This is a genomic window from Polaribacter sp. ALD11 (assembly GCF_002831685.1).
GTDB lineage: Bacteria > Bacteroidota > Bacteroidia > Flavobacteriales > Flavobacteriaceae > Polaribacter.
This window is the reverse complement of sequence record NZ_CP025119.1, coordinates 1,766,979-1,786,582: the sequence shown is the minus strand read 5'-3', so window position 1 is coordinate 1,786,582 and position 19,604 is coordinate 1,766,979. Positions and strand designations below refer to the sequence as shown.

Annotated in this window: 16 protein-coding genes; all 16 read left to right on the top strand. The window is 29.5% G+C overall.

Features of this window, described 5'->3' with window-relative positions; all coding sequences use genetic code 11:
• The first annotated feature begins 911 nt into the window (after positions 1–911).
• The 16 genes from CW731_RS07980 to CW731_RS07905 all read left to right on the top strand — a co-directional run bounded on the left by CW731_RS07980 (position 912) and on the right by CW731_RS07905 (position 19,557).
• Positions 912–1,343 carry an adenylyltransferase/cytidyltransferase family protein gene (locus CW731_RS07980; RefSeq protein WP_100946232.1) on the top strand — a complete coding sequence of 144 codons (432 nt, stop codon included), beginning with the start codon at positions 912–914 and terminating at the stop codon, positions 1,341–1,343.
• A complete protein-coding gene (locus tag CW731_RS07975; RefSeq protein ID WP_100946231.1) occupies positions 1,343–2,671 on the top strand; it encodes a UDP-glucose/GDP-mannose dehydrogenase family protein in 1,329 nt (442 codons plus the stop codon). Before CW731_RS07980 ends, CW731_RS07975 begins: the two co-directional genes overlap by 1 nt.
• Entirely contained in the window at positions 2,671–3,702 is a 1,032-nt protein-coding gene (locus CW731_RS07970; RefSeq protein WP_100946230.1) for an NAD-dependent epimerase, read from the top strand. The genes CW731_RS07975 and CW731_RS07970 overlap by 1 nt, the downstream gene beginning before the upstream one ends.
• 47 nt (positions 3,703–3,749) lie before the next feature.
• On the top strand, positions 3,750–5,009 hold the full coding sequence (locus CW731_RS07965) for an oligosaccharide flippase family protein (protein WP_157812208.1): 1,260 nt from the start codon (positions 3,750–3,752) through the stop codon (positions 5,007–5,009).
• Positions 5,006–6,112 (top strand): UDP-galactopyranose mutase, encoded by a 1,107-nt coding sequence (glf, locus tag CW731_RS07960; protein ID WP_100946228.1) that lies wholly within the window; start codon positions 5,006–5,008, stop codon positions 6,110–6,112. Before CW731_RS07965 ends, glf begins: the two co-directional genes overlap by 4 nt.
• Complete coding sequence (locus tag CW731_RS07955; RefSeq protein WP_100946227.1) at positions 6,093–7,094, top strand: glycosyltransferase; 1,002 nt, start codon at positions 6,093–6,095, stop codon at positions 7,092–7,094. Before glf ends, CW731_RS07955 begins: the two co-directional genes overlap by 20 nt.
• A gap of 64 nt (positions 7,095–7,158) precedes the next feature.
• On the top strand, positions 7,159–8,115 hold the full coding sequence (locus CW731_RS07950; protein WP_157812207.1) for a glycosyltransferase: 957 nt from the start codon (positions 7,159–7,161) through the stop codon (positions 8,113–8,115).
• A 158-nt stretch (positions 8,116–8,273) separates the two neighbouring features.
• Positions 8,274–9,371, top strand: a complete 1,098-nt coding sequence (locus CW731_RS07945; protein ID WP_157812206.1) for a hypothetical protein — start codon at positions 8,274–8,276, stop codon at positions 9,369–9,371.
• Positions 9,368–10,603: a glycosyltransferase family 1 protein gene (locus tag CW731_RS07940; RefSeq protein WP_100946224.1), complete on the top strand. Its 1,236-nt coding sequence runs from the start codon at positions 9,368–9,370 to the stop codon at positions 10,601–10,603. The genes CW731_RS07945 and CW731_RS07940 overlap by 4 nt, the downstream gene beginning before the upstream one ends.
• Positions 10,600–11,436, top strand: coding sequence for a glycosyltransferase (locus CW731_RS07935; protein ID WP_100946223.1), 837 nt, complete (start codon positions 10,600–10,602; stop codon positions 11,434–11,436). The genes CW731_RS07940 and CW731_RS07935 overlap by 4 nt, the downstream gene beginning before the upstream one ends.
• 5 nt (positions 11,437–11,441) lie before the next feature.
• Positions 11,442–12,356 carry an NAD-dependent epimerase/dehydratase family protein gene (locus tag CW731_RS07930; RefSeq protein WP_100946222.1) on the top strand — a complete coding sequence of 305 codons (915 nt, stop codon included), beginning with the start codon at positions 11,442–11,444 and terminating at the stop codon, positions 12,354–12,356.
• A gap of 3 nt (positions 12,357–12,359) precedes the next feature.
• Complete coding sequence (locus CW731_RS07925) at positions 12,360–13,310, top strand: glycosyltransferase family 4 protein (RefSeq protein ID WP_100946221.1); 951 nt, start codon at positions 12,360–12,362, stop codon at positions 13,308–13,310.
• A gap of 13 nt (positions 13,311–13,323) precedes the next feature.
• Positions 13,324–14,424, top strand: coding sequence for a DegT/DnrJ/EryC1/StrS aminotransferase family protein (locus CW731_RS07920; RefSeq protein WP_100946220.1), 1,101 nt, complete (start codon positions 13,324–13,326; stop codon positions 14,422–14,424).
• Positions 14,425–14,455: 31 nt separating this feature from the next.
• Positions 14,456–16,351 carry a nucleoside-diphosphate sugar epimerase/dehydratase gene (locus tag CW731_RS07915; protein ID WP_100946219.1) on the top strand — a complete coding sequence of 632 codons (1,896 nt, stop codon included), beginning with the start codon at positions 14,456–14,458 and terminating at the stop codon, positions 16,349–16,351.
• A 45-nt stretch (positions 16,352–16,396) separates the two neighbouring features.
• Positions 16,397–17,182 (top strand): polysaccharide biosynthesis/export family protein, encoded by a 786-nt coding sequence (locus CW731_RS07910; protein WP_100946218.1) that lies wholly within the window; start codon positions 16,397–16,399, stop codon positions 17,180–17,182.
• Positions 17,183–17,184: 2 nt separating this feature from the next.
• Positions 17,185–19,557 (top strand): polysaccharide biosynthesis tyrosine autokinase, encoded by a 2,373-nt coding sequence (locus tag CW731_RS07905; protein WP_100946217.1) that lies wholly within the window; start codon positions 17,185–17,187, stop codon positions 19,555–19,557.
• Positions 19,558–19,604 lie beyond the last annotated feature (47 nt).

The following is a 19,604-nucleotide window of genomic DNA, read 5'->3' as shown; positions in this document are numbered from 1 at the left end:
TCAAACCCATCATTGCTCCACTTGAATCCGTCATTGCTAATTACGAAGCAATCTCATGGAGTAGGAGTGAGTAACAAAACAAATTGCCGCGTCGTACCTCCTCGCAATAACGCTCGAATTTGTCATTGCGTCACTCAAATCCGCTATTGCTCCACTTGAATCCGTCATTGTGAGGCACGAAGCAATCTCATGGAGTAGGAGCGAATAACAAACAGATTGCCGCGTCGTACCTCCTCGCAATGACACTCGAATTTGTCATTGCGTCACTCAAATCCGCTATTGCTCCACTTGAATCCGTCATTGCGAGGCACGAAGCAATCTCATGGAGTAGGAGTGAATAACAAACAGATTGCCGCATCGTACCTCCTCGCAATGACGCTTGAATCTCTCATTGCGTCACTCGAATCCGCTATTGCTCCACTCGAATCCGTCATTGTGAGGCACGAAGCAATCTCATGGAGTAGGAGTGAGTAACAAAACAGATTGCCGCGTCGTACCTCCTCGCAATGACGCTCGAATTTGTCATTGCGTCACTCAAACCCATCATTGTTCCACTCGAATCCGTAATTGCGAGGCACGAAGCAATCTCATGGAGTAGGAGTGAGTAACAAACAGATTGCCGCGTCGTACCTCTTCGCAATGACGCTTGAATCTCTCATTGCGTCACTCGAATCCGTCATTGTTCCACTCGCATCCGTCATTGCGAGGCACGAAGCAATCTCATGGAGTAAGAGCGAATAACAAACAGATTGCCGAGTCGTACCTCCTCGCAATGACGGTTTTGGGTTAGAGGAGGTTCTAAGTTCGATTGAAATTGTTCATGATATTAGAAATACAGGTGTAGCGAATTCAGGTGAAAAACACCCTTTTTTAAACCAAAAAATTAATACTATATTTGCCAAAAATAAAAGATGAGAGTAGGAATCACCTTCAGTGCGTTTGATCTATTACACGCAGGGCATATTACAATGTTAGAAGATGCAAAAAATCAGTGCGACTATTTAATCTGTGCACTTCAAACAGATCCCACAATAGATAGGCCTGAAAAAAACAGACCTGTACAATCTGTAGTAGAAAGATACATTCAGTTGAGTGGCTGTAAATATGTAGACGAAATTGTACCTTATGCTACAGAACAAGACTTAGAAGATATTTTAAGGTCTTTTAAAATTGATGTTCGTATTATTGGAGATGAGTATGCTAGCAAACAATTTACAGGAAGACAATATTGCGAAGAAAAAGGGATTGACTTATATTTTAATAAAAGAGAACATCGTTTCTCTAGTAGTGGCTTAAGAAAAGAAGTGCAAGAAAAAGAAAATTTAAAAGTAAAAGAGAAGTAATGAATATAGCTGTTATTGGCTCAGGCTACGTTGGTTTAGTTTCAGGAACTTGTTTTTCCGAAATGGGAAACAAAGTAATTTGTGTAGATATAGATCAAAATAAAATTAAAAAATTAGCCGAAGGAATCATTCCCATTTTTGAGCCAGGTTTGGAACAAATGGTTCTAAAGAACGTAAAGAATAAGAATTTATTTTTTACAACTAATTTAGAAGAGGCTATTAGTGAAGTTGAAATTGTTTTTATAGCTGTTGGAACTCCTATGGGAGATGACGGTGCTGCTGATCTACAATATGTTTTGGCTGTTGCAAAATCTATCGGACAATTTATGCAAAAAAAATTGGTTATTGTAGATAAATCTACGGTGCCGATTGGAACAGCAGATAAAGTAAGGGCAACTATTCAAGAAGAACTAGATACCAGAGGTATTGTTATAGAGTTCGATGTAGTTTCTAATCCCGAGTTTTTAAAAGAAGGAGCTGCCATAGCCGATTTTATGAAACCAGATAGAGTTGTTATTGGGTCTGATTCGGAGTACGCAATAAATAAGATGAAAGAATTGTATCATCCATTTTGTATGTCTCATGATCGATTTATAGCAATGGACATTCGTTCTGCAGAAATGACAAAGTACGCTGCAAATGCAATGTTGGCCACTAAAATTTCATTTATGAATGAAATAGCTAATATTTGTGAAAGAGTGGGTGCAGATGCCAATCAAGTTAGAATTGGTATAGGTTCAGATGCGAGAATTGGGTATAGCTTTATTTATCCAGGAGCAGGTTATGGAGGGTCTTGTTTTCCTAAAGATGTAAAAGCTTTAAAGAAAATTGCAGAAGAAAATGGGTATAAAGCAAAATTAATTGAATCTGTAGAGTATGTAAATGATGCTCAAAAGTTAGTAATAGCACAAAAAATTGTAAAAAGATTTGGTGAAAATTTATCTGGTTTTACATTTGGGTTGTGGGGATTAGCATTTAAGCCAGGTACCGACGATATGAGAGAAGCACCAGCTATTTATGTAGTAAAGGAACTTGTTAAGAGAGGAGCAAAAGTGAAGGCCTATGATCCAAAAGCGATGGGAGAAGCACAACATTTTTATTTGAAAGATGTTGAAAATATTTCTTATTTTGAATCTAAGTATGATGTTCTAAAGGATGCAAATGCTTTAATTATGTTAACAGAATGGAAAGAATTTCGTTCACCTGATTTTTCAGAAATAAAACAACAATTAATAGCCCCTATAATCTTTGATGGAAGGAATCAGTACAATGCATTTAATTTAGAGGAAAAAGGGTTTGAATATTATCAAATAGGAAAACAAGAATAATGAGAATACTTGTTACAGGAGCCGCAGGGTTTATTGGATTCCATTTATCTAAACGACTATTAAGTAAAGGTTATGATGTTGTTGGGTTAGATAATATAAATGAATATTATGATATTAATTTGAAATATGCACGTTTAAATGAGCTAGGTATTTCAAGAAACGAAGCAGAAGTATTTTTAAATAAAACTGCAGGAATAAAGTTTGGAGATTCTTTTCAGTTTATAAGAATGAACTTAGAAGATCGTGACAATTTACCCAAACTTTTTAAAGATAAAAAAATTGATGTTGTTTGTAATTTAGCAGCTCAAGCTGGTGTTCGTTATAGTCTAGAAAATCCTGAAACATATATAGATAGTAATATTGTTGGGTTTTTAAATATTTTAGAATGTTGTAGGCACAATGATATTAAACATTTATTGTATGCAAGTAGTTCTAGTGTTTATGGTGCAAATAAAAAAACTCCGTTTTCAACTTCAGACTCTGTAGATTACCCTATCAGTTTGTACGCGGCCACCAAAAAGAGTAATGAATTAATGGCACATACGTATAGTCATTTATTTGATATACCTACAACGGGACTTCGTTTTTTTACAGTATATGGACCATGGGGAAGGCCTGATATGGCGATTTATTTATTTGCTGATGCGATTTCTAAAGATCGTCCAATCAAGGTTTTTAATAATGGAAATATGAGTCGAGATTTCACTTATATTGATGATATTATAAATGGTATTGAAATATTATTAGCGAATCCTCCAGAAAAAAATTTGAATGAACCTGCATATAGAATTTCAAATATTGGAAATGGTAGCCCACAAACTCTAGGAGACTTTATTAAGGCAATAGAAATTAGTTTTGGGAAAGAAGCAAAGAAAGAATTTTTACCAATGCAAGCTGGTGATGTTCCACAAACTTGGGCAGATATCTCTGAAATTGAAAAAATAGGATATAAAAGTACAGTAGGAATTATTCAAGGAGTTTCTTGTTTTATTGCTTGGTATAATAAATACAACAAAATTAAATCAAATTAGTTATCTTTATAACAAGGTGATAATGCTTTTTAAAAATTTATATTAGTTTGAATAGGATAGTGATTAAGAGAGTTATAGAAAATAACCTAAAATTAATACATAATTTTGGTTATCTTTTTTTGCTTCGATTTATTAGTATTTTGTTGCCATTGGTAACTTATCCTTATTTAATTAGAGTTTTAGGATCTGATTTATATGGTACTGTATTATATGCTCAAGCTATAATAATGTATTTTTCATTAATTATTAATTTTGGCTTTAATATTACAGGTACTAAAGAAGTAGCAGAAAATATTAATGACAATGTTAAACTTTCAGAAATTGTTTCTTCAATTTATCTAATTAAATTTTTTTTGTTCATAGTTTCATTTTTGTTATTGCTATTTACCTTATGTATAAGCTCTGCTTTAAGAGATATTTCAATTTTGGTGACCTTGTCTTTTTCTGCTTGCTTAAATGAGTTGTTGTTTCCTCAATGGTATTTCCAAGGAGTAGATAAAATGAAATATATTACGATATTAAATGTGTTTTCTAAAATATTATTTACTGTTTTAATATTTTTTATAATTAATACTAAAAATGATTATTTGTTTATACCCATCATTATTGGTTTCGGTGTTCTTTTATCAGGAGTTATTTCTGTCTATATCTTAATTTTTAAAGAGAAAATTACCTTTCACATACCTCAAAAAGCTATTTTAATATTCTATTTTAGAGAAAGTTTACCTCTTTTTATTTCTGCAGCTTCTGTTCAAGTTTATGTAAATGCTAATAAAGTACTGGTAGGTGTTTTTTTAGGAATGAATGAAGTTGCTTATTATGATTTAGGAGAAAAAGTGTTAAACGTAATTAAAATCCCTGTAGGAATGCTAGGTCAAGCAGCTTTTCCAACCTTAACAAGGTTAAAAAGTATTCATAAAATAAATAAAATAATGCTATTAGGTGTCATCATGACACTCGTTTTAATCGTTTTTATTTTCGTGTTTAGTGAAAATATTGTTATTTTATTGGGAAGTCTAGAAATGTTAGAAGCTGTGGAGGTAATGCGTATTCTTGCAATATCGGCTATTATGGTTGCATTAAGTCAATTTTTAGGGACGTCTCGTTTAATTATATTTGGTTACAAAAAAACATTTACAAAGATTATAGCGAGTTCAGGAGTCTTTTTTACGATTATTATTTTAGTGATTTATTTTTCAGATAATCTAAATTTAAATTCACTTGCATGGTCAGCGGTGGCTGTGGAGTGTTGGGTCACATTATTAATGTTAATAGCTAGTTATAAATATAAATTGTTAGTAGAATGAAATATGATTATTTAATAGTTGGGTCAGGTTTATTTGGTGCTGTATTTGCACATGAAGCAAATAATCGTGGAAAAAAATGTTTGGTTATAGATAAAAGATCGCATTTAGGAGGTAATATTTATTGTGAAGAAAAAGAAGGAATAAATGTCCACAAATATGGTGCACATATTTTTCACACAAATGATAAAACTATTTGGGACTATGTAAATTCTTTTGTAGAATTTAATAGGTTTACAAATAGTCCAATGGCAAATTATAAAGGAGAACTTTATAATCTCCCTTTTAATATGAATACTTTTTATCAATTATGGGGTGTAAAAACACCAGAAGAGGCAAAATCTATAATTCAAGATCAAATAAAAGGTTTAAACATAATTGAACCTAAAAATTTAGAAGAACAAGCACTTTCATTAGTAGGTACAGATATTTATTATAAGTTAATAAAAGGGTATACGGAAAAACAATGGGGAAGACCAGCTACAGAATTACCAGCTTTTATAATCAAACGTTTACCTGTTCGTTTTACTTTTGATAACAATTATTTTAAAGATAAATACCAAGGGATACCGCTAGGGGGCTATAATAAATTAATAGATGGTTTATTAAAAGGAATAGATACAAAAACTTCTGTTGATTATTTTAAAAACAAGAAAGAGTGGGATCAAAAAGCTGATAAAATTGTATTTACAGGTAAAATAGATGAGTTTTACAATTACCAATTTGGGAAGTTGAATTATAGAAGTTTGAAATTTGAACACGAAACACTAAATACTGAAAACCATCAAGGAAATGCAGTTGTAAATTATAATGAAAAAGAAGTTCCTTATACAAGAATTATTGAACATAAACACTTTGAGTTTGGGACTCAGTCTAAAACAATTGTAACAAAGGAGTATCCACAAGAATGGGACGATAGCAAAGAACCGTATTATCCTATAAATGACGATAAAAATGGTGATTTATTTTTAAAGTATAAAAAAATATCAAAAAAAGAAGATAATGTTATTTTTGGAGGTCGTTTGGCAGAGTATAAATATTATGATATGCATCAAGTAATTGGTTCAGCGTTAAAAAGAGTTAAGAATGAATTTAAAGACCGATAAAAAAGTTGCAGCAATAGTCGTAACTTTTAATAAAAAAAAATTATTAGTTAATGCAATCCAAGGAATATTAGATCAAGAATTATTGCCTAATCTATTGTTGATTATTGATAATAACTCAACAGATGGCACTTATGATATTTTGCTTGAAAAAGGATGGATTAAAGAGATTAATACGAATGAAAAGGGTGCGAATATTATTTCGACAAAGGAGTATCAATCAAAAGGAGAACATATTTTAATTAAATATGTAAAGAAGTTTGAGAATGACGGTGGCGCTGGTGGTTTTTATGAGGGTATGAAACAAGCATATGATCTTGATTATGAGTGGTTATGGTTAATGGATGATGACGGAGTTCCTGCTAAGGATTGTTTAACATATTTATATGACTACAAAAGTAAAGACACGGTAATAGGTCCATTAGTCGTTGATATAGAAAAACGAAAGACAGCAAGCTTTTTATTTGATAAAGATGGAGATTTAATGAAGATTGAAGAGCTTGAAAAGAAGGATATTATCCTAAATCAATTGACTCCATTTAATGGAACTTTTATTTCAAGACATATAATTGATACAATTGGGTTGATTGAAAAGAAGTTATTTATATGGGGAGATGAATCGGAGTATCAAAATAGAATATTAAAGAATGGGTTTTCTGTTAAAACTGTTACAAAGGCTAAACACTACCATCCTATAAATAAGAAAAAATCAAAATATAGGAGCAGCTTATTTAAATTCACAATTTATGATATCTCTAATCCTAAATTTCAATTTATATTTTTTAGGAATTATATTTATCTAGCAAATAAATACCCTTTAAACGTTAAATTAGGGGTTAATATCTCTCTTGTAAAATGGATATATGAAGCTATTATTAATTCTATATATAACTTTTTTATTGGGGATTTCTATAAATCAAAAATATGTTTATTCGCCATAAAAATGGGGTTAAGAAAAAATTTTTCGTTAAAAAACTTTAAATAGAGTAATTATATTAAGATTTATGGTGAATAACATGTTGGTAAATAGGCGTTTAGTTTCAGTTATAATGTCAATTTATTCAGAGCCTATTGAGTGGATAAAAGAATCTATAAATTCTATTTTAAATCAAACCTTTACTGACTTTGAATTTATTATTATAAATGATAATCCTTCAAGAAAAGAAAACACTGAGTTATTAAAAGACTATCTACAAAAAGATAAAAGAATACAAGTTATTGAAAATAAAGAAAATATAGGGTTAACAAAATCGTTAAATAAAGGTGTGAAAATTGCTAAAGGAAAATATATTGCTAGGATGGATGCAGATGATATATCATTACTTCAGAGATTAAAAAAACAGTTTGATTTTATGGAATCAAATAAAGATTATATTGTTTGTGGTAGTCAAATATCTTATTTTGGAGATAAAATAAAATCATATTCAAATTGGACATATGAAGATAATAATGAACTAAAATCACAATTAGTGCTAAATTCATGTTTTGCTCATCCATCTGTAATGATAAGAAAATCGGTTTTATTTGATAATAATATTTTTTATGATGAAAATTTTAAACAGGCTCAGGATTATAAACTTTGGAGTGATTTAAGTTCCTACGGAAAATTTTACAACATTCAAGAGGTACTTTTAAAATATAGATTAAGTAACCAACAAGTCTCTAAAACAAAAGGTACTTCTCAAAATAAAAATGGTAATAGAATTAGAAAGGGGTATATAGCAACTATTTTACCAAAAAATATAATAAGTATTATAGAAAATGAAAGTTTAAATTTAAATAATTTAAAAGAGATTAAAGAATATTTAAAAACAGCAAATTTATCGAAGTTGTTGTCTAATAATATTATTTTTGTAATTTATTTATCAATTAATAAAAATAGTTTAATTACATTGTTTTATTATTTTTTATCGGGTGATTTTTTCAACAATATTACAACTCCAGGTAATATTTTAAGAGTCATAGAAAATTGTATTTTACCAAATAGAAAGCCAAGTAGGTTATAGTTATGCGTATAATTATTTACATATTACTTTTTTTTATATTATTCAACTTTCCAATACCTGTTGTTTATAATTCAATTGCTTTAGCGATAATAATGATGCTTTTTTTATATTTAAGAAATAACGGGAACAATAAAGATTTGCTTTTGTTAAAAAGAATAATGAAAACAAAACAAGCTTCAGTTATTAAAATATTATTTGCAGGTACCATTATTTTAACTTTTTTATGGGCTTTGTTTCATGGAACCAACGACTTTGGTTTAGTCAAATCTAATTTATTAACTTTTATATCAATATTTTCTACTCTTTGTGCAGTGCCATTGATTGTTAACCACCTTTTTGATAGAGGAGACTATTTACATGAAATAACTAAAATTTTACTATATGTATTCATAATTCAATCAATAATACAATTAATAGCGTTCGTATATCCTCCTTTTTCAGCTATAATAAATATTTTTAAAAAAGACATAATAAATAATAGGGATTTTCAAGGAATTAGGTCTTTAGCTTTAACTGGTAATCCTTTTTTTACTTTGTCAAGTGCCTATGGGCTTATGTTTATTAATTATTTTTACTTATTTAGTAATAAAAAAATTAAATATCCCGTAATTATTTTTATTTTATTACTAGTTGGTTCTTTTTTTGCAGGAAGAACAGCCTTCGTTGGTTTAATCATAGGTGTTGTATCATACTTTACCTATAGTATAGGTAGTTTTAAAAAAATGTTTTTTAGCGTGATATCAATTTCCTTTTATATTCTGATTACTTCTATAATTACCTACATTGTATATTTGTTTCTGATACCTCAAAGTATATTAGTAATCGTTGATGAAAAATTACTCCCTTTCGCTTTAGAGTTTTATTATAAGTTTCAAGAAACAGGTAAATTGACAACTAAATCTACGGATGTATTAAGTAAGATGTATTTTGAAATTTCAATGGATACTTTGCTGTTTGGGGATGGTAAATATTTTAATAACGATGGTTCATATTATATGTATACAGATGCAGGTTATATGAGAAATATTTTATTTTATGGTGTACTTGGTTTTTTTTATATTGTATTTGCCCAAGTATTAATATTAAAAAAAACATTGAGATCTAAAATTGATTTTTCTAGCAAATTATTTTTATTATTTACCTTGTTTTATTTTTTTATATTACATTATAAAGGAGAAGTATTAATGTCTATGCCTATATTACAATCTATTTTAGTTCTTTATTCGTTGAACTACCTATTTATAAAAGATAAATGAAAAATAAAATATTACATATAGGAGAGTCTATTTATGGAGGTGGAGCTGAATCAGTTTTGAGAAATACACTAATAATACTTAAAGAGAATGAAACGGTATTTCAAAATAAATTAATTGTTAATAGTGGGAAAAATGAAGATGGGTTAATTGATTTTTTCTTTCATTCTAAACAGTTAAATCCTTTATCTAAAATTTTTTCTTTTAATAATTATAAAAAATTAAAGCGGTGTTTAAAAGAATATAAACCTAACATAATACATATACATCATTTAGGAAATTTAACTCCATCTATCTTTTTAGCTGTTCTAAAATATAAAAAACATAATAAAGTAAAGGTTTTACATTCTGTCCATACATTTGAATATGTTTGTTCTCATCAAGCTGGTTATGATTATAATAAAGGAATTAAATGTACTGATTGTGCTTCTGAACTTTATAAATATAAAATATTTAAAAGGAAATGTAGCAGAGGAGGTAAACTGCATTTTATAGGTAAAGGTATCACTAGTTTATTTTTTTCTTATTTTACAAGCAGAAATGTAGTAGATCATTGGACAACCCCCTCTATTTTTTTAAGAGATAAAATGCTTTTACAACCAGGCATGAACCCAGAGGGAATTACTGTTTTGAGAAACCCTGTTTTATCACTAAAAAAAAATAAATCTAAAAAAGTATTTTTTAATACTGTCCAGGAGTTTAAATTTGTTTATTTCGGAAGGTTTTCAGAAGAAAAAAATATTGAATGTATTATAAAATCATTCAAAATTGCTTCTGAAAATATAGCTAATTTTAAACTAATCCTAATAGGCCAGGGGTTGCTAGAAAAAAAACTAAAAGAACTTGTTGATTCTGAAAGCTTACAAGATAGAGTAGAATTTATCAATTTTCTTCCTAAAAAAGAATTGGAAGGTGTTTTAAGTACATGTCATGTATCAGTATTAGCTTCAAAATGTTATGAAACGGCTTCTATGGTAATTATAGAGTCAATTCAAAATGATTTAATACCTATTGCCTGTAATCACGGGGGAATGAAAGAAATGTTAGATATCTGTAAATTAGGTTTTTTTTTTAAGGATAATGATTATAAGGAGTTGTCGAATAAAATGATTGATTCTTTTTTAAATTATCACGTACATATCAAAAAAATAGAAAAAAATAAGGACAATATTTTAGAAGAGTTTACAAAGTATAATTACCGCAACAAATTAGTAGAAATATATTCAAAAATATGATCATTCCAGAATTTTCTGTATTAATAACTGTTTATAATAAAGAGAATCCTGTTTTTTTTAAACAGGCACTTGATAGCATTACTTCAAAGCAAACGATTAAACCTTCTCAAATTGTTATTGTTAAAGATGGACCTTTGACAGAGCAGTTGGATGGTTTAATAAACAAATATGTTAATAAATATGGCAGTTTGTTTCATATTATTTCTCTTGAAAAAAATATGAAGCAAGGTTATGCGGCAAACGCAGGTGGTAAAGAGTGCCAGTTCGATTTAATTGCGAGAATGGATGCGGACGATATAGCATTTCCAGATAGGTTTGAACGCCAAATTAAGTACTTAATTAAAAATAATTTAGATATTGTAGGTGGTCAAATCATTGAGTTTAAAAATGTAAAAGAAGAGGTTGTTTCAGTGCGTAAAGTACCTGAAAAGCATGTTGATATTGTTAAGATGATGAAATATAAAATGCCTCTCTCAAATCCTACTGTTATCTTTAGAAAAGAGGTGTTTGATACTATCAATGGATATGATCCAAAATCTATTCCAGAAGATTATGATTTTTTTGTAAGAGCTTGTCAGAAAGGTTTTATTTTTGGTAATGTACCGTTTAATGTTTTATGGTTTAGACTTGGTAGTGATAAAGATCAAGCATTGAGAAGAAGACATGGGGGTAATTATGCAAAGAATGAGTATAAAATGTATAAGAAATTTTATAAAATAGGCTATTATAGTTTTTATGAATTTCTTAAGGTAATTTTAATTAAGATTCCTATTAGATTATTACCTTTTAAATTATTTAAGTTTTTGTATTATAAATTGTTTAGAAAGATATAAACAAGATGAACAAGATATTAATTACAGGAATTACTGGATTTGTAGGGGGCAATCTAAGAAAATATTTAGATGGTAAATTCAATATTCTAGGTGTTTCTAGGTCAAAAGATAGTCAAAGTATTTGTTATCAAGATTTAGGTGCGAGACAATTAAATGACAAAAAAGCCATTATCCATTTAGCTGGTAAGGCGCACGACCTAAAAAAAACATCCGAAGACAAAGAGTATTTCGAAGTAAACACCGAATTAACAAAAACCTTATTTGATCAATTTTTAGAGAGCGATTGTGAAGTTTTTATGTATATGAGTTCTGTAAAAGCTGCTGCAGATGAGGTGAAAGGGGTTTTAACAGAGGATGTTACACCAAATCCTGTAACCGTATACGGCAAATCTAAATTAGCAGCAGAAAATTACATTTTATCAAAAGAATTACCAAAAAATAAAAGAGTTTATATATTAAGACCATGTATGATTCATGGACCTAATAATAAAGGAAATCTTAATTTACTGTACAGTTTTGTATCTAAAGGGATTCCGTATCCTTTTGGTAGATATGAAAACAAAAGATCTTTTGTTTCTGTAGATAATTTATGTTTTATAATCAATGAATTGATTGGAAATACTGAAATTGAATCAGGAATTTATAATATTGCTGATGATGTGAGTTTATCTACTAATGAGTTGGTTCGTATTATAGGGAGAGCTATAGGGAAACCATCAAAAATACTAAACACACCAAAGTTTTTATTAAATCTATTGGCGAAATTTGGTGATATTTTGCCAATACCAATAAACTCAGAAAGACTGCAAAAGCTTACAGAGAATTACGAGGTTTCTAATTTGAAAATTAAAAAAGCACTTCAAAAAGAACTGCCTTTATCAACAGAAAAAGGAATAGAAAAAACAATAGCATCATTTTAATTTATGAATACATATATATTAGTTTTATTAATTTTAATAGTAGCTTCTTACATTTATTTGAAATTAGCAATTAAATTTAAAATTATTGACAAACCAAATGAGCGTAGTTCTCATACAAAAATAACAGTTAGAGGAGGAGGTATTATTTTTCCGATAGCCATTTTATTATTCTTTTTTTTTAATGATTATCAATATCTTTATTTCGTTCTTGGGGTTTTCATAATCTCTATTGTTAGTTTTTTAGATGACATGTATACCCTAAGTTCTAAAATTAGGTTTCCATTTCAAGTTATAGCCGTTTGTCTAATCTTGTATGAAGTGGGCTTGCCTTTTAGTCCAATCTATTTATTTGCTATATCTTTAATAATTGGTGTTTTTTTTGTTAATATGTTTAATTTTATGGACGGTATTAATGGTATAACAGGTTTTTATAGTTTAGCTGTAATTTCAGGTCTATATTTTATAAACTTAAATGAACAGATTGTGAGTTCAGAATTAATAATTTATGTATTCATATCAATATTAATTTTCGGTTTTTATAACTTTAGAAAAAAAGCAATTTTTTTTGCAGGTGACATTGGTAGTATTTCTATTGGAATGCTAATTTTTTTTATAGGTTTATACTTAACTATTCAGTTAAGTTCACCTTTAATAGTCCTCTTAGTTATTGTGTATGGCGCGGATAGTGCGAACACGCTATTGTATAGAAAGTTTTTTACAAAAGAAAGTATTTTTGAAGCACACAGACACCATATTTATCAAAAATTGGTAGACGTTAAAAAAATATCTCACTTAAAAGTAGCTGTTTTATATGCAGTTATTCAGTTAATTGTAAATCTTATAATTTATAAGACCTATCGTTTAGATTTACAAATTCAACTTTTAGTTTTAGTAGTGTTAGTATCAATTTTTATAACAGGATACATATATCTATTCAAAAAACTGAAAGCTTAATTTAAAAGAGTTTATGAATACTAAAATATATCTTTCTGAGCCAAGGTTGGAATATCCATTAAAAATATTGAGTTCAGGTGATAAAAATGTTTTAGAATTTGAAACATCAATAGAAAAATATTTAGGAAATAATAAGCATGTGGCTGCATTAAACTCTGGAACGTCTGCGATACAACTAGCTTTGGTTTTAGCAGAGGTTGCATATGGAGATGAAGTACTTTGTCAGAGTTTTACATTCTCAGCTACAGCAAACCCTATTGTGTATCAAGGTGCTAAACCTATCTTTATTGATAGTGAAAAAGATACTTGGAACATGTGTCCATTTTATTTAGAAAAAGCTATTTTAGAGAGCATTTCTAGAGGAAAAAAGCCTAAAGCAATTATTTTTGTTCATCTCTATGGCATGCCAGCTAGGATTGATGAAATTTCTTCAATTGCAAAAAAATACCAGATTATTTTAATTGAAGACGCTGCTGAAGCATTAGGATCTGAATATAAAGGAATCAAATGCGGCACCTTCGGTGATTTTGGGGTGTTTTCCTTCAATAATAATAAGATTATAACCACTTTTGGAGGTGGAGCACTCGTTTGTGAAAATGAAACAGACAAAGATAGAGCCGTTTTCTTAGCTACCCAAGCGAGAGAGGCGGCACCACATTACCAGCATTCTGAAATTGGATACAATTATAGAATGAGTAATCTGTTAGCGGGAATTGGTAGCGAACAAATGGAAGTTTTAGATGAAAATGTCGAGTTACGTAGAGGTATAAATCAATTTTATCAAGAAATTTTTAAGGAGATTGAAGGTGTTAGTGTTTTTAGGGAACCTACGAAAGAATATCATTCCAATCATTGGTTAAGTTGTATTACTATAAATGAAGTTACAGCGGGTTTTACAAGAGAAGCATTGCGTTTACAATTAGAAAAAGACAATATAGAGTCACGACCACTTTGGAAGCCAATGCATTTGCAACCAGTTTTTAATGATTGTGAATATTATGGTGATAAAGTTTGTGAAAACCTATTTATAAACGGACTTTGCTTGCCTTCTGGTTCTAATTTAACAGAGGCTGATAGAAGTAGAATTACAAATTCAATCAAGAAATTATTGTAACTTCGCAAAGTTGTTTCTATACTTAACTTTAATGATTAAAAATTTTTTTTTAAAAGCCTTAAATAAGTATGCCTCTAAATGGATTGTTCTATTTATAGATGTACTTATCGTATGCATATCGTTTATAATAGCGTACGCTATTCGTTTTAATATTAGCTTAAATTTTGATGTTTCAAGTCTAAAGGAACAAGTACCAGTAGTCATTATTTTATCTTTGGTTAGTTTTCTTTTGGTAGGCTCTTACAAAGGTATTATTAGACATACAGGAACAAAAGATGCGTTTAATGTTTTTTTTGGCGTTACGATATTTAGCATAAGTATAGGGGGCCTAGTAGTAGCAAATCAGTTTTTAGAAATTTATAAGGGTTTTACAATACCGAAATCTATTGTATTAATTCATTATTTGGTAGCCGTTTTCTTGTTAATTATTAGTAGATATGTTTTTAAAGCATTTTACGAAGTACTCTCTACTGAGTTAAAATCAATTACAAATGTTTTAATTTATGGAGCAGGAGATTCAGGAATGATTACTTATGGCGCTTTAAATAGAGAAAGAGGTAATAATTATGATATTTTAGGCTTTATTGACGATGATGTTAATAAAGTTAATAAAAAAATAGATAGAATTAGAATTTTTAATGCGGCTAAAATTGATAAAGAATTCATTGATAAAAATGATATCGATGAAATTATTATATCTATACAAAATATAAAACCCAATAGATTGCTAGAAATAGCCGACGTATTAATGGGTTTAGGTGTCGATGTAAAAATTGTGCCTCCGCTATCGAAATGGATTGGAGGCGATTTACAAGCAAATCAGATAAAACAAATAAATATTGATGATTTATTAGGAAGGGAAGTTATTTCTATTAACAACCCAATTGTAAAAAGAGAGTTTACAGGCAAAGTCGTTTTGGTTACAGGTGCTGCTGGCTCTATAGGAAGTGAGATTTCGAGACAACTCTCTACTTATAATCTTGATTTACTGATTTTAATAGATCAGGCAGAATCTCCATTATATGACTTACAACAAGAACTTGTTCAAAATGGGCAAAACAATTTTAAAGCCATTGTAGCAGATGTAAGAGACCTAAAACGAATGGAAGAAGTATTTAATACGTATAAGCCTCAAAAAGTTTTTCATGCAGCTGCATATAAACACGTTCCCTTAATGGAAAAAAGCCCTTATGAAGCAGTACGCATTAATATTTGTGGGACTAAAAACATTGCAGATTTATCTTTAAAATACAAAGTAGAAAGGTTTGTAATGGTTTCTACAGACAAGGCTGTAAACCCAACGAATGTAATGGGAGCAACAAAAAGAGTTGCCGAATTATACATTAGTTGTCTAAGTAATGAGAAAAGTGATACCAAATTTACAATTACTCGTTTTGGGAATGTATTAGGTTCTAACGGGTCTGTTATACCGTTGTTTAAGAAACAAATAGAGAAGGGAGGGCCTTTAACGGTTACTCACAAAGATATTACACGGTATTTTATGACAATACCAGAAGCTTGTAGGTTAGTGTTAGAAGCTGGTACCATGGGAGTTGGTGGAGAAATTTATATTTTCGATATGGGGAAATCTGTAAAGATATTTGACATGGCTAGAAGAATGATTTCACTCTCTGGGTTAATCTATCCTGATGATATTGATATAAAGATAACTGGCTTAAGACCAGGAGAAAAATTATATGAAGAATTATTAGCCGATGGAGAGAATACAACAAAAACATATCATGAAAAGATAATGATAGCAAAATCTCTAAACCTTAATTATGTACTTTCAAAAAAGTTAATTTTAAAGTTGTGTACAGAGAGTAATAATTTAAAAGATGAAACAATTGTTGAGTCTATGAAAGAAATTGTACCAGAATACATTTCTAATAATTCAGTTTATGAAAAACTAGATGGAAATCACTAATTAATCGATTTAAAAATATTATTTTCGCAAAATATATATATTGATATGAATTTATTTACTACTAAAAGACTTCTTTTTTTTATAATTATAACACTTGCTATTTGTTTTTCTTCTTGTGTTTCTAATAAAAAAATAGCTTATTTTCAGTTTGACGAGATCGATCAAGAAAATGTGAGTAATGTGTATAAAACTGTTTTTAAACCAGATGATTTATTACAAATTACAATCTCTTCAGATGATTTAGAAGCTGTGAAGCCTTTTAATTTACCAGCAGTAGCTTTCTCTGCAGCAAGTAATGCCGTTGTAGGTCAAGCACAGCAGTTAACATATTTAATAGATAGCAATGGTGAAATTGATTTCCCGATATTTGGTAAATTAAAAATAGGAGGATTGACACGGGAAGAGACAATTTACATGTTAAAGTCTAAATTATCGCCAGATTATGTGAAGAACCCTACTGTAAATATTAGAATATCTAATTTTAAAATTACCGTACAAGGAGATGTAAGTAAACCAGGGACCTTTAATATTCCAAATGAAAGAGTTACAATTTTAGATGCGATAGGATTGGCGGGAGATTTAAATATTTCAGGAAAAAGAGACAATGTCTTGGTAATTAGAGAAGAAGGAGCATTTAAAAAAGAGTATAGAGTGAACCTATTATCTAAAAACACCTACACCTCTCCAGTTTTTTACTTGCAGCAGAACGATATTGTATATGTAGAACACAATTATGCAAGAATACAATCTGCTTCATCTAATACAAATACCGGTTTGTTCATTTCCATTACAGGAACATTAATAGCAATCATTACACTTTTAACTAGATAGGAATGCAAAAAAATAATGATACATTACATTCTCAATTAGAGGAGAATGATACCTTAAATATTAGAGAAGAATTAGAGAAGTACTTGTTTCATTGGAAATGGTTTTTATTTGGAGCCATCTTATCTTTAATAGTTGGATATATTTATTTACGCTATACGGCACCAGAATATAGTGCATCTGCAACAATAATGATAAAAGACAATCAGAAATCTGGCATCTCTCAAGAGTTAGAAGCTTTTAAAGATATGGGAATTGTTGGTGGAGGTTCTAGCAACAATACAGACAATGAAATTGAAATTATAAAATCTAGAAAAATTATTGGGCAGGTGGTAGACTCTTTAAATCTAGACATTAATTATTTTGTGGAAGGTAGAGTTATTAACTCTGAAGTTTATAAAAATAGTGCTATACGTTTTAAGTTTATTTTAAAAGAGTCAAGTTTTTTAGGGAGAGATACAGTTTTAACTGTTGTTCAGAAAAATGAAAATCAGTATTCTTTTAAGAATGAAGATAAAGAAATTGTTGCAACGCATAATTTTGGAGAAATCGTTACTTCTAAGTTAGGAAAATATACTGTTGAAAAAACAGCTGATTTTAAGCAAGATATTTTTATTGTTTTAAGTAAAAAATCAGCTGTAATAGACAATTATAGAAAGCATGTAAATATTAGTCCGGTTAATAAAAACTCGAGTGTGTTGGTATTGTCTATAAATGGTGCTGTGCAAGACAAAGCAGAAGATTTTTTAGATGAATTGGTAAGACAATACAACATAGATGCAATTAATGATAAAAACGAAGTTTCAAAGAAGACAAGAGATTTTATTGATGAGCGTTTAAATAAAATACATCAAGATCTAGCTGTCATCCAGGATGATGTAGAGAAATATAAAATTAAAAATAAAATTACAGGCCTTTCGAAAGAGGGGGAGTTAGCATTGGAAAATGCTTCTAGAAATACAGAGAAATTAACAACAGTAAAAGGGGAGTTAATTTTAGCAGAAAGCATCTATGAAAGCTTAAGTAAAGATTCTTCAAAAAATGAAACTCTACCTCAGAATTTAGGTTTTTCAGACACCAGTATTGGTAGTGCTATTGAGAGTTACAATGCATTGGTGCTCGCAAAAAGTAGATTGAGCGTGAATGCTGGAAAGAAAAATCCGCAATTAATTCAATATACTTCAGAAATTCAAATTTTAAAACAGAATTTAAAGAAAAGTATAAACAATTTGGTTTCTTCATTAAAAACAGAATTACAAACGTTGCAAAGTGCAGCATCTGTAGTTACCAATAAGATTTCTGAAATTCCGATATTAGAAAGAGGTTTTATAGACATTGCGAGACAGCAAGAAATTATTTCTACTTTGTACGCTTATTTATTAAAGAAGAAAGAAGAAACTGCAATTTCATTAGCGGTAACAGTGCCAAATGCAAAGATTATTGATAGCGCATATAGTACTGGAATTCCTGTTTCACCAAAGAGAAAAATTATTTATTTAGCAGCGTTATTGTTAGGCTTATTAGTACCTTTTATTATTATTTATTTAAGAAACTTATTAGATACTAAAGTTCATAATAAAAAAGATATTGAAAGTTCTTTAACGGTTCCTTTTTTAGGAGATATTCCGCAGTCGCAATCTAAGGAAAAAATTATTGTTGGGTTTGAAGAAAGGTCAAGTGGTTCTGAGGCATTTCGATTGATTAGAACAAACCTAGACTTCATGCTTGCTGGGAAAACAGGTTCTAAAAAATTTATTTTTATAACTTCTACAACAAGTGGAGAAGGTAAATCTTTTATTTCTATAAATTTAGCGGCTACTTTAGCGCTTTCAGGAAAAAAAGTTTTGTTGTTGGGTATGGATTTAAGAGCGCCAAAAGTTACTGAGTATTTAGGTTTAGAAAGTAAAAAAGGAGTAACAAATTATATAACTAGTAATGACCTTTCTTTAGAGGATCTTAAATTTAATATTCCTGAAGCAAAAGGTCTAGATATTATTTCTTCTGGCGCAATACCACCAAACCCTGCAGAACTATTAAGTAGCTCTAATGTAGAACAATTATTTTCTGACCTTAGTACTACTGAAAACTATGATTATGTGGTTGTAGATACAGCCCCAGTTAATCTTGTTACAGATACGTTATTAATTGCTAAATATGCAGACATGTTTTTATATGTTGTAAGAGCAAATTACTTAGATAAAAGATTGTTGGCAGTACCAGAAGAATTGTATAGAAACAAAAGACTACCAAATATGTCTATTGTCTTAAATGATACAGATCCTAAAAGGAGCTATGGTTACGGTTATGGAGGTTATGGTTATGGATATCTTGCAGAAGAAGAAAAACCATGGTATAGAAAAATGTTTATAAGAAACTAGAGGAACATTAAATAGATAAATAAAAAAGGAGTGATTTTAAAATCACT